11 protein-coding genes and 1 riboswitch are annotated in these 12184 nt (G+C 61.0%); of the genes, 1 reads left to right on the forward strand and 10 read right to left on the reverse strand.

Annotation, left to right across the window (positions count from 1 at the left end; genetic code table 11):
- The 5 genes from BMY98_RS07160 to ahcY all read right to left on the reverse strand — a co-directional run.
- Positions 1-152: transposase (locus tag BMY98_RS07160; RefSeq protein WP_342742104.1), on the reverse strand; the 152-nt coding region annotated here is incomplete at its 3' end.
- A gap of 222 nt (positions 153-374) precedes the next feature.
- Positions 375-2294 carry an RNA helicase RhlE2 gene (gene rhlE2, locus BMY98_RS07165; protein ID WP_083398740.1) on the reverse strand — a complete coding sequence of 640 codons (1920 nt, stop codon included), beginning with the start codon at positions 2292-2294 and terminating at the stop codon, positions 375-377.
- 276 nt (positions 2295-2570) lie between these two features.
- Positions 2571-3380: a substrate-binding periplasmic protein gene (locus BMY98_RS07170; protein WP_074886666.1), complete on the reverse strand. Its 810-nt coding sequence runs from the start codon at positions 3378-3380 to the stop codon at positions 2571-2573.
- A 156-nt stretch (positions 3381-3536) separates the two neighbouring features.
- The gene (gene metF / locus BMY98_RS07175) at positions 3537-4382 is read right to left on the reverse strand and encodes a methylenetetrahydrofolate reductase [NAD(P)H] (RefSeq protein ID WP_074886669.1); all 846 of its coding nucleotides are present in this window, start codon (positions 4380-4382) and stop codon (positions 3537-3539) included.
- Positions 4383-4562: 180 nt separating this feature from the next.
- Positions 4563-5972 (reverse strand): adenosylhomocysteinase, encoded by a 1410-nt coding sequence (ahcY, locus tag BMY98_RS07180; RefSeq protein WP_074886672.1) that lies wholly within the window; start codon positions 5970-5972, stop codon positions 4563-4565.
- Between the two features lie 21 nt (positions 5973-5993).
- Positions 5994-6101, reverse strand: a riboswitch (S-adenosyl-L-homocysteine riboswitch).
- A 196-nt stretch (positions 6102-6297) separates the two neighbouring features.
- On the opposite strand from ahcY, the gene BMY98_RS07185 reads away from it, so the two are divergent.
- Entirely contained in the window at positions 6298-6702 is a 405-nt protein-coding gene (locus BMY98_RS07185) for an acyl-CoA thioesterase (RefSeq protein ID WP_032625250.1), read from the forward strand.
- A 54-nt stretch (positions 6703-6756) separates the two neighbouring features.
- Here the strand turns inward: BMY98_RS07185 and BMY98_RS07190 are convergent, their stop codons facing one another.
- The 5 genes from BMY98_RS07190 to otnK all read right to left on the reverse strand — a co-directional run bounded on the left by BMY98_RS07190 (position 6757) and on the right by otnK (position 12179).
- Positions 6757-7818 carry an alpha/beta fold hydrolase gene (locus BMY98_RS07190; protein WP_074886675.1) on the reverse strand — a complete coding sequence of 354 codons (1062 nt, stop codon included), beginning with the start codon at positions 7816-7818 and terminating at the stop codon, positions 6757-6759.
- Between the two features lie 56 nt (positions 7819-7874).
- Entirely contained in the window at positions 7875-8663 is a 789-nt protein-coding gene (gene otnI, locus BMY98_RS07195; RefSeq protein ID WP_074886678.1) for a 2-oxo-tetronate isomerase, read from the reverse strand.
- A 22-nt stretch (positions 8664-8685) separates the two neighbouring features.
- Positions 8686-10143 (reverse strand): GntT/GntP/DsdX family permease, encoded by a 1458-nt coding sequence (locus tag BMY98_RS07200; protein WP_074886681.1) that lies wholly within the window; start codon positions 10141-10143, stop codon positions 8686-8688.
- A gap of 84 nt (positions 10144-10227) precedes the next feature.
- Positions 10228-10890, reverse strand: a complete 663-nt coding sequence (gene otnC, locus BMY98_RS07205) for a 3-oxo-tetronate 4-phosphate decarboxylase (RefSeq protein WP_074886684.1) — start codon at positions 10888-10890, stop codon at positions 10228-10230.
- Positions 10887-12179, reverse strand: coding sequence for a 3-oxo-tetronate kinase (gene otnK / locus BMY98_RS07210; protein ID WP_074887077.1), 1293 nt, complete (start codon positions 12177-12179; stop codon positions 10887-10889). Before otnK ends, otnC begins: the two co-directional genes overlap by 4 nt.
- Positions 12180-12184: the final 5 nt, after the last annotated feature.

Raw genomic sequence — 12184 nt, forward strand, 5'->3', positions numbered from 1 at the left:
CGCTCCGCACGCACCTGTTCGACCCAGCGACGCAGCGCGGTTCGGCCAATGCTGAGGTTGTCGCAGACTTCAGGGACCGATTGTCCCTCGTCCAGCACCATGGCCGCTGCTTTGAGTTTGAATTCGTTCGAGTAAGAAGTACGCATGCCCATAACACCTCGGATTTGGGCGCTATCTTAGCGCCCGATTGAGATGTCCAAAATCATTAAGCCAGTTCAGCTTGCTCGCGATTGCTGTCTACCAGGAAACGCTTTGTGTCCGCCCCACCGCATATCGCGAGCAAGCTCACTCCTACAGGACTCATAAGCCGGCAGAAACAAAAACGCCCCGAACCAGTCGGGGCGTTTTATTTGCTACTGAACAACCGGCGCTGCTTAACCTTCGCGGTTGCGGGTCAGCAGGGCTGGTTTTTCACCGCGTGGGCGGCTTGGCAACTGATCAAGTTGCTCAGCCGAAGGGAAACGATCGCCCTTGGACTCTTTGTGCATGATCTTCGGTGCTGGCTGACCGTCGCGAGGCCCGCGAACCGCTGGCTCCTGACGCGCTGGCTGGTCTTCGCGTGCCGGACGACGAGCACGAGGCTGGTCTTCGCGACGAGCCTGACCGTCACGGCCGGAGCCGTTGCGAGGACCGCTGCGTTTGGCCGGTGCGCCGGCGGCGTCTGTGCTGGCGCCCGTTGCCGAACCACTGCCTGAACCACTGCGCGGACCGCTACGGCCCGGCGCCTGGCCGCGAGATGCGGGCGCGGCGCCTGTGGCAGGAGCGCCCGGACGACGACCGCGGCTCTGGGTCTTGTTCGGATAAGGACTGACGTAGTCGGCGCGGTTACCGAAATTGTCCACTTCATCATCCAGGAACTCGTCGGGAGCGCGATTCGCGCCCGCAGCCGCTGGTTGTGACTGGCGGGACTCGCTCGACGCGGTGCCCTGACGCGGCTTTTGAGGGCGCGCCGGACGTGCCGGGCGCTCGCCCGAGGGTGCGGCCGCTGCCGATGCCGGCTTTTCCTTGCCCTTGTCTTTGCCTTTGTCCTTGCGACCGCCACCACCGCCGCCGCCGTTCGGACCGTCGCCACGCGGGCCACGGGAATTGCGCGGATTACGCACGTCCGGACGCTCGCGAACTTCCGGCTTCTCGGCTTCAACGGCCGTGATGTCGAAGCCCATCAGATCGCCGTCGGCAATCTTCTGTTTGGTCATGCGCTCAATGCTCTTCAGCAGCTTCTCTTCGTCCGGCGCAACCAGCGAGATTGCTTCGCCGCTACGGCCTGCGCGACCGGTACGACCGATGCGGTGCACGTAGTCTTCGTCGACGTTAGGCAGTTCGAAGTTGACCACGTGGGGCAGCTGGTCGATGTCCAGACCACGGGCAGCGATGTCGGTCGCAACCATGATGCGAACGGTGCCGGCCTTGAAGTCGGCCAGCGCTTTGGTACGCGCGTTCTGGCTCTTGTTGCCGTGGATCGCCACAGCGCTGAGGCCGTGTTTGTCCAGGTACTCGGCCAGGCGGTTGGCGCCGTGCTTGGTGCGGGTAAACACCAGCACCTGTTCCCACGCGCCTTGAGTGATCAAGTGCGCCAGAAGCGAACGTTTGTGGTTGGCCGGCAGGCGGAACACGCGTTGTTCGATGCGCTCGACCGTGGTGTTCGGCGGCGTGACTTCGATGCGTTCCGGGTTGTGCAGCAGTTTGCCGGCCAGCGCGGTGATGTCCTGGGAGAACGTTGCCGAGAACAGCAGGTTCTGACGCTTGGACGGCAGACGCGCGAGGACTTTCTTCACGTCGTGAACGAAGCCCATGTCGAGCATGCGGTCGGCTTCGTCCAGCACGAGGATTTCAACGTGGGACAGATCAACGCTGCCCTGACCGGCGAGATCGAGCAAACGACCCGGGCAGGCGACCAGTACGTCAACGCCGCGCGCCATGGCCTGAACCTGCGGGTTCATGCCGACACCGCCGAAGATGCAGGTACTGACGAACTTGAGGTTTTTGGCGTAGATCTTGAAGCTGTCGTGGACTTGAGCAGCCAGTTCACGAGTCGGGGTCAGGACCAGAACGCGCGGTTGGCGCGGGCCGTGACGCTGGGATTTGTCCGGATGACCGTTGGGAAACAACCGCTCCAGGATCGGGAGGGCGAAACCACCGGTTTTACCAGTACCTGTCTGGGCGGCGACCATCAGATCGCGGCCTTGCAACACGGCGGGAATGGCCCGCTGTTGCACTGGGGTAGGCTGGGTGTAGCCAGCAGCCTCGATGGCGCTGACTAAAGCCTCGGAGAGACCGAGGGAAGCAAAGGACATGAGTAATCCTGTCTTGAGTTGGGGCCATAGAGGCCCAAATAGGGATGATCTTCCAGGCGCAGACTAAAGGTTCTGCACTAACGTGAATGCGCTCGACCCTGCTGCGGTCATCGCACAGTCCTTGGAAGGTGCAATGGCGTCCGGTCCTGTGGAGGTCTGTAAGTTCAACTCGGGCAGGGGCGCTAAAAGTGCGCTGCTGACGTGTTCGAGAAGTCTTCTGTGAGACCGTGCACCCGGGCGCAAGCCTGGCGGGGACGCCGGAGTATAACAGAGCAATCACAACGCGCCGCTTTCCTGCTGCTCAACGGTTTTATCGACACTTTCACCCGGTTCTTCAGGGCGTGCCGTCGACATTTCCCCGGTGTACCGCTCCACCAGTTCTGCGTACGCGGGTTCACGCTTGAATCGCTTCAGTTCTGCACTGAAGCGCTGGACCAGCAGGTCCATGCCGGCATTGGGGCGCAGCGCCAGGTACTGGCCCCGATGATTGAGCACGACCGGCAGCTGACTGACCTGGCCTTCCAGCTTGAGCCGCTTGATCATCTGCCGCCCCAGCAGGCGATCGGTCACCATCAGATCGATGCGGTCGCGAATCAGTTTGCCGAAGTTGGCTTCATGGCTCGGCGCGGGCTCCCGGATGAACGACGTCGAGTTGTCGAACGCCGGGCTGTATCGATAACCGGGAGAGACGCCGACGGTCAGCCCGTGCAAGTCCTCCATGCTGTTGAATGCATGGGGCCTGGCATTGGCCTGAAACAGCACCCAGTCGACGCTCGACAACGGTTCATTCGGATACAACAGATCAGCGCGCGCCTCGTCCTTGAAGATGTCGAGAACGCCGTCGGCTTCGCCTTCACTGAGCATCATCAGGCAACGCTTCCAGGGTAGAAACTGCCATTCGACGTCGATGCCCAGGCGCTCGAAGACAATCGACGTGGTGTCGTAATCCAGGCCGGAGGCGTGGTTGCCGTCCACGATGACGTAGGGTGACCAGGGTTCGGTGACGATCCGCAGCTTTTCGCCCAGCGCGCTGAAGCTCAGGCAGGCGAGGAGAGCAGCAACGGATAGGGGGAAGATGGGCGACATGCGCGCGAGATTACGACGCAAGCTAACTAAATAGAAGCAATGATTCTCAACAAAAGCTGAAGGCAGGGCTCAATGGCGGGGCTGGCAGGCCTCGGGGTGACGAAGCCTGCCGTTGAAGCTGTTCCGCATTTCAATCCGTTTGAATTGAAACGCCGGTTACGCAGAGAGCTTCAGATTGTTCCAGACCGCCAGGCTCGGTTCGGCCTGATTCAGCGTGTAGAAATGCAGACCGGGCGCGCCGCCGTGCAGCAGTCGCTCGCACATTTCAGTGATGACCTGCTCGCCGAATGCCTGAATGCTTGCCGTGTCGTCGCCGTACGCTTCCAGCTGCTTGCGAACCCAGCGTGGGATCTCCGCACCGCACGCGTCTGAGAAGCGCGCCAGTTTGCTGTAATTGGTGATCGGCATGATGCCTGGCACGATCGGGATATCGACGCCCATCTTCTGCACGCGCTCGACGAAGTGGAAGTAGCTGTCGGCGTTGAAGAAGTACTGGGTGATCGCACTGTTGGCGCCGGCGTTGGCCTTGCGCACGAAGTTCTTCAGATCGTCTTCGAAGTTGCGCGCCTGGGGGTGCATCTCGGGGTAGGCAGCGACTTCGATGTGGAAATGATCGCCGGTTTCTTCACGAATGAAGCTCACCAGGTCGTTGGCATAACGCAGCTCACCGCTGGCCATGCCCATGCCGGAGGGCAGGTCACCGCGCAGGGCGACGATGCGTTTGATGCCGGCTTGCCGGTACTGCGTCAGCAAGCTACGCAGGTCGGCCTTGCTGTCACCGACACACGACAGGTGCGGTGCGGCAGGGATGTGCACTTCTTTTTCCAGCTGCAGCACGGTGTTGATCGTGCGGTCGCGCGTGGAACCCCCGGCACCGTAAGTGCAGGAGAAGAAACTGGGGTTGTAGCTGGCCAGCGTACGCGCCGTGGCAAGCAGTTTTTCATGACCAGCGTCGGTCTTCGTCGGGAAGAATTCGAAACTGTAGCTACGGTCTTGGCTCATGGAGCGAGTCTCCAGCGGCAAGCTACAAGCCATAAGCTGCAAGAGTGGCGGTGCGCCGTATCCTGCAGCCAAGGCTTGTCACCTGGTGCTGCTAAATGCTTGGACGATTTAAAGCCTGACGCGGCAAGTCATTACAACGGTGATGCCTTTACTTGCCGCTTGAAGCTTGCCGCTTACTGCTTAGTAGCGATAAGCGTGCGGCTTGAACGGACCTTCGACGGTCACGCCGATGTAGTCGGCCTGGGTCTTGGTCAGCTTGGTCACGACGCCGCCGAAGCCACGTACCATTTCCAGAGCCACTTCTTCGTCCAGCTTCTTCGGCAACACTTCAACGGTCAGACGCTCGGCTTTCTGAGCAGGGCTCAGGTCAGCGTACTTCTGGTTGAACAGGAAGATCTGCGCCAGCACCTGGTTGGCGAACGAGCCGTCCATGATGCGGCTCGGGTGACCGGTGGCGTTGCCCAGGTTCACCAGACGGCCTTCGGCCAGCAGGATCAGGTAGTCGTCGTTCTGCGGGTCGAACTGGCCAGCGCCGGTGCGGTGGATCTTGTGCACTTGCGGCTTCACTTCTTCCCATGCCCAGTTCTTGCGCATGAAAGCCGTGTCGATTTCGTTGTCGAAGTGACCGATGTTGCAGACCACTGCGCGTTTCTTCAGCGCCTTGAGCATGTTGGCGTCGCAGACGTTGACGTTACCGGTGGTGGTAACGATCAGGTCGATCTTGCCCAGCAGTGCTTTGTCGATGCTCGCTTCGGTGCCGTCGTTCTCGCCTTCGATGAAGGGCGAAACCAGTTCGAAACCGTCCATGCACGCTTGCATGGCGCAGATCGGGTCGACTTCGGTGACCTTGACGATCATGCCTTCCTGACGCAGCGACTGAGCCGAACCCTTGCCCACGTCACCGTAGCCGATGACCAGCGCTTGCTTGCCGGACAACAGGTGGTCGGTGCCGCGCTTGATGGCGTCGTTCAGGCTGTGACGGCAGCCGTACTTGTTGTCGTTCTTGCTTTTGGTGACCGAGTCGTTGACGTTGATCGCTGGGATCTTCAGTTCGCCCTTGGCCAGCATGTCCAGCAGACGGTGAACGCCCGTAGTGGTTTCTTCGGTCACGCCGTGGACGCGGTCCAGGATGGCCGGGTATTTCTTGTGCAGCAGCTCGGTCAGGTCGCCGCCGTCGTCGAGGATCATGTTGGCGTCCCATGGCTGACCGTCCTTGAGGATGGTCTGCTCCAGGCACCACTCGTACTCGGCTTCGGTTTCGCCTTTCCAGGCGAAAACAGGAATGCCGGCAGCAGCGATAGCGGCAGCGGCCTGATCCTGAGTCGAGAAGATGTTGCAGGAGGACCAGCGTACTTCCGCACCCAGGGCAACCAGGGTTTCGATCAGCACGGCAGTCTGAATGGTCATGTGGATGCAGCCGAGAATCTTCGCGCCCTTGAGCGGTTGTTCGCCGGCGTACTTGCGACGCAGGCCCATCAGGGCTGGCATTTCGGATTCGGCGATGATGGTCTCGCGACGGCCCCAGGCAGCCAGGGACATGTCGGCAACTTTGTAGTCGTTGAAATCGTTGGGCGTCAGTACAGCACTCATAAAGAGTCTCCATTCGTAGGGTGCGAATGGGCGCCGTTGTGCGTTTAAAGCTTGACCGGCCGAAGCCTGATCAAACAACGCCCTCTCCGAGCCTGACAGGTCTGACCTGCTGCAGCGCCCCTCGGACAGGTGGCGGGAAAACGGTAACAAGGTGTGATGACCGTTTTTTGAAGCGGTTGCGATTATCTTTCTTTGAGCTGCAAGTGGCAAGCTGCAAGCGGCAAGCGGTAAACAACAGCGGACCTGCTTTTAACTTGCAGCTTCAGGCTTGAAGCTTGAAGCTGGGGCACATCCACCACCGCCTCCCAAACACCCCGGAGCCCCCATGAACTTTCACACACGCAAATGGGTAAAACCCGAAGACCTCAACCCAAACGGCACGTTGTTCGGTGGCAGCCTGCTGCGCTGGATCGACGAAGAGGCGGCCATTTACGCCATTGTGCAGTTGGGCAATCAGCGCGTTGTGACCAAGTACATTTCCGAGATCAACTTCGTCAGCGCCTCGCGTCAGGGCGACATCATTGAGCTGGGCATCACGGCCACCGAATTCGGCCGGACTTCCATCACCCTTACGTGCCAGGTGCGCAACAAGATCACCCGCAAGAGCATTCTCACGGTCGAGAAAATGGTCTTCGTGAATCTGGGCGAAGACGGCTTGCCGGCGCCACACGGCAAGACCGAAATCACCTACGTGAAGGATCAGTTCAAAGAAGAGGCGATCGACGGCTGATACCGCAATGGCCTGCATCCTTGCATGGGGTTGCAGGCAAGCGTCTCAGCACCATCAAGGCCGGGCGGTTGCCCTCATGAACTCACCCAGCGGCTCGGCATAGAAACGGGCCATATTGGTCGTACCGTGCCCGCGGGTTTCAGCACTGGCAGGAATCAATACAAGACGTGCGTTTTTCAGCTGGGCGAGGGATTTCTGCAGGGTCCCGGTCTCAGGTGGATTACGCTCGTCGTCTGCACTGTTGATTACCAGCACGGGCGCTTTGATTGCCGAGAGCTTGGGCGCGGTGTCGTAGTCCGCCGATGACTGCCATTGGTAGATGAAGTCGTTGGCGTCCCCCGGCAAAGGCGCTGCCAGCCGTTCATCAACCAGCTTGTCTGCCTGAGCTCGTGTAGGCGCCAAGGCCTGATAAGCCAGGGTGCCGCCGCTGGTGCCGAAGCCAAACATCACATTGGCCAGACGAAGGGAGGGCGGCTGGCTGGTGTAATTCCCCTCATTCCAGGCCGGGTCCTGCTTGATGGATTCGATCAACATGCGGCGCATGATCCAGTTGCGCGCCGACATCGCTGTGGGTTGCGAGGCCATCGGTACCAGAGCATCCATCATGTCCGGCCATTTCTGGCCCCACATCCAGGTCTGCATGCCGCCCATGGAATTGCCCATGACCAGCCGCAAATGCTTGATGCCCATCCCTTCGGTCAGCAGGCGATACTGCGCCTGGACCATGTCGTCGTAGTTGTAGGCAGGAAACTTCATGCGTAAACCGTCAGACGGCTTGCTCGACTTGCCGACGCCGATGCCATCGGGGGCGATGATGTAGTACTTGCCGGCATCCAGCGGTCGGCCCGGGCCAAACAGCTCGCCCCCAAACTCCTTGCCTATCATGTCAGTGGCGGGGCGATTGGTGCCGTGCAGATAGAGCACCGCCGGGTTCTTCGGATCGCCGACGGTGATGTAGCTCATCCGCAGGTTGTCCAGTTTTTCGCCGGTGTGAAACGTGAAGTTTGGTGCCGTCCACACCCCTTCCACTGCCGCTGGAACGCTTGCCGCAAAGGCCATTCCCGTCTGCGCTACGATCAGCAGCGCAGCGCACAGGCCACTTTTGAAACCTCGCATGGTCAGTTCCTCTTTTTATTTTTATGAGGCTTAGGTGTTGCTGAGGCCAATTGAAATCAGCGCTTGAGGCTCTGCCAATCGCGCAGCCACTGCAGGCCTTCGCTGGTATCGCCTTTAGGCCGGTATTCGCAGCCGATCCAGCCGGTGTAACCCAGGCGATCGATTTCTTCGAACAGCCAGTTGTAGTTCAGCTCGCCCAGATTCGGTTCGTGACGATCCGGCACGCCAGCAATCTGAATATGACCAACGCCAGCGAAATCACGACGCAGTGTGGAGATCACATCGCCTTCAACGATCTGGCAATGATAGAAGTCAAACTGCACCTTGAGGTTGGCCGCGCCGACTTCCTTGCAGATGGCTTGCGCCTGATCCTGACGATTCAGAAAGAACCCGGGCATGTCACGGGTATTGATCGGCTCAATCAGCACCGTGATGCCCGCCTTGGCGGCTTGTTCAGCCGCGTAGGCGAGGTTTTCCAGGTATACCGCCTGATGGCGTTCACGCAATTCTTCACTGGGCAGCAAGCCTGCCATAACGTGAATCCGGTCGTTGCCCAGCACGTCTGCGTACTCCAGCGCGCGAGCGATCCCGGTGCGGAACTCTTCTTCGCGCCCAGGCAACGAAGCAATGCCGCGCTCGCCCGCCACCCAGTCTCCGGGCGGAGCATTGAACAGCGCTTGGACCAGCCCGTTGTCGCTCAGGCGCTGCTTGAGTTCCTGAGTGCTGTAGTCGTACGGGAACAGATACTCGACGGCGCCGAAACCATCGGCGGCCGCTGCGCTGAAGCGTTCGAGAAAATCATGTTGCGGGTAGAGCATGCTGAGGTTGGCAGCGAAGCGAGGCATGGTTATCTCCCAATTGAAGCCGTTAGACGAAAGGCCAGAGCAGCAGCGTCATCAAGAAACCGAGGGTGCCCAGAATGGTCACCAGGAAGGTCCAGGTGCGCAGGCCGTCGGCAACGTTCAGGCCTGCCAGTTTGGTGAACATCCAGTAACCGGCATCGTTGATGTGCGACATCGCCAGACCGCCACCACCCATGGCCAGGCAGAGCAGGGCCATGTGGTTGGCGCTCAGGTTCAGCGTCGCGATCAGCGGGCTGAGAATGCCGGCCGTGGTCACCAGCGCCACTGTGGTCGAGCCCTGGACGGCACGCAACAGCAGTGTCAGCAGAAAGCCCAGTGCGAGAACCGGCAGGCCGGTGTTGCGCAGCGCTTCGGAGACGACCGCGCCAATACCGGTATCGACCAGCACCTTGCCGAACACGCCGCCAGCCCCTGCAATCAGGATCACCATCGCTACGCCGGGCAATGCCGAGCCCACGACATCGGACACCTGACTGCGACTCCAGCCACGGCGCGAACCCAGCAGCCAGGCGCACAGCAGTGTGTCGATCAGCAAGGCTACCAGCGGCGCGCCGAGAACGGTCAGCACGCTGCGCAGCATTGAGTCGGCCGGCAACATCGTGGTCGCCAGTGTGCCCAGCAAGATCAGAATGATCGGCAGCAGAATCAGCGCGATGATGATTCCTGCACCCGGCGCTGGCGCTTTTGGCAGACGTGCCGCCAGGCTGCTGGCGTTTTCTTCCAGCCCCATCTCTTTGGTATGGGTCGCTTCAGACACCCGCGAGTAATCGTTGTTGGCCCAGGCCACCAGGTCTTCGTTGGTGACGTGGGAGCCATACACTTCGCTGCGGATATCGTCGGTCATCGGGTAGACCTTGCGGGTCATGCGCCCCGCAATCAGGTAACCGATCAGGCACAGAATGCCCACCATCGGCAGCCCGAACATCAACACGCGACCCAGGTCCGCACCCAACTGACCGGCGGCTGCAACAGCGCCCGGATGCGGTGGCAGGAAGGCGTGCACCGACAGCAATGCAGCGCACATCGGCAGCGCATAAACCAGCAATGGCTTACGAGCAGCGCGGGCGACGCCATAGGCCAGCGGCATGAGGATGATCACGCCGACTTCGAAGAACACCGGAATACCGACCATGAAACCCGCCACGGTCAGGGCCAGCGGCGTGCGCCGGTTGCCGAAGCGGTTGATCAGGGTCTTGGCCAGCGCCTCGGCGCCGCCGGACAGTTCGATGATGCGGCCGATCATCGCGCCAAGGGCAATGATGATCGCGATGTGGCCGAGGGTTTTGCCCATGCCGCCTTCGATGGTCGCTACCAGATCGCCCGGTTTAACCCCGGCCACCAGCGCCACGATAATGCTGACCAGCATCAGCGCCACGAACGGTTGAAATTTGTATTTCAGGACCAGAAGCAGCAACAGCGCAATGCCGGCTCCGGCGACGATCATGAGGAATAGAGGAGTCATGTTGTGTCCCGTTGTTATTGTTTTCCGGCGAAGCCGGTCTGCCGAAAACCGGAAGGCCGGTTTTCGATCTAAACGCCGTTGGGGTTACCAGTTCACGCCAAACGTCTGGCGCAGTTCTTCCAGAGCCGCTGCGTCCAGCGGTTCAGGTTTGGGGTTGCTCATCAGCCAGAGGCGTGCGGTCTCCTCCAGCTCTTCCAGCGCATACGAAGCCTTGGCGACCGAGCTTTCCCAGATCACCGGGCCAAGTCGTTCGAGCATCACGCCGCGCACGCTGTTCGCCAGTTTCGCTACTTGTTCAGCGACGTTCGGCGAGCCGGGGCGCTCGTAGGCAATCAAGGGAATGTGCCCGACCTTCATCACCTGATACGGCGTGATGGGCGGGAGAATGTCGTCCGGTTTCCAGACGCCGGCCAGGGTCAGCGCAACCAGATGCGTCGAGTGGGTGTGCACCACGCCGCCGACGCCGGGATTGCGGTCGTAGACCTGACGATGCAGGGCCAAAGTCTTCGACGGCTTGTCCCCGGAGACCCATTCGCCGGCCAGATTGACCTTGGCGATGGCCTCGGGATCGAGACGCCCCAGGCATGCGTCGGTTGGCGTGATCAGCCAGCCATCGTCGAGGCGGGCGCTGATGTTGCCCGCGCTGCCGACGGTATAGCCGCGTCCGAAAAGCAGACGGCCAATGGCGCAGATTTCTTCACGCTGCTTGTTTTCGGCGCTCACTGAACTGCTGGTTACGTTACTCATTGGGCACTCCCTGCCAACTGCTTGAGGGCTTTGTCGAAAAAGTGACGGCCGCCGAAATTCCCTGACTTCAGCGCCAGGGCCAGAGGCTTCGCGCCGCTGCTGATGGTCGCTGGAACACCCGGGTCGATCTGCGCGCCGATCTTCAGCAAGCTCACGCCCAAGGCCTGAACCACGGCGCCTGAGGTTTCGCCGCCGGCGACCACGAAGCGTTTCACGCCCGCGTCAAGCAGGCCGCGAGCAATCTGCCCCAGGGCGTCCTCGACCAGCGCGCCGGCGCGTTCGACGCCGAGTTTTTGCTGCACGGCTCTGACTTCTTCCGGGCTGCTGGTCGCGTAGATCAGCACGGTTTGCCCGGCATCCCGGGCGAACGCCAGCGCATCCGCAACAACCGGTTTGCCGTCAGCCAACGCCAATGGATCGATGCGCAGCGCAGGCCGATTGGCCTCTAGCCATGCCGCGACCTGACCATTGGTGGCCACCGACGCGCTGCCCGCCAGCACCACTTCGCCGCCGTCGACGTGCTCAAGCTTCGCCGCGTCGATGTCACGCAACTTGCCCGCTTTGCGGAAATTGCCCGGCAAACCCAGCGCCAGACCCGAGCCGCCGGTGAGCAGCGGCAGGTCGGCGCAGGCTTCGCCCAGCGTGTACAAATCAGCGTCAGACAGCGCGTCGGCAATTGCCATGACCACGCCCTCTGCACGCAGCTCTTCGATGCGCGCACGCACGCCATCGACGCCTCTGGCGATGCTGTCGTAACGCAGCAGGCCGACTTTCTGTGTGGTCTGGGATTGCAGCACGCGCACCAGATTGGCATCGGTCATCGGCGTCAGCGGGTGGTTTTGCATGCCGCATTCGCTGAGCAGTTGGTCCTGCACGAACAAGTGGCCGCGGAAGATTGTGCGACCGTTCTCCGGGAACGCCGGGCAGGCCAGGGTGAAGTCGCTGTTAAGCGCCTTGAGCAGCGCTTCGCTGACCTGGCCAATGTTGCCTTTGGCGGTGGAGTCGAATGTCGAGCAGTACTTGAAGAAGATCTGCTCACAGCCCTGATCACGCAGCCACTGCAGCGCGCCCAGTGATTCTTCCACCGCTTCTGCAGCGGGCGTGGTGCGGGATTTCAGGGCGATGACGATGGCGTCGGCGTCCAGTTCGGACAGGCTCTCGGCGCTCGGGATGCCAATGCTTTGCACGGTGCGCATGCCGCCCCGCACCAGCATGTTGGCCAGGTCGGTGGCGCCAGTGAAGTCATCGGCGATGCAGCCCAACAGAGGGCGCGGAGTCGTGGTGCTCATCAGCG

Source organism: Pseudomonas graminis, assembly GCF_900111735.1.
GTDB classification, from domain to species: domain Bacteria; phylum Pseudomonadota; class Gammaproteobacteria; order Pseudomonadales; family Pseudomonadaceae; genus Aquipseudomonas; species Aquipseudomonas graminis.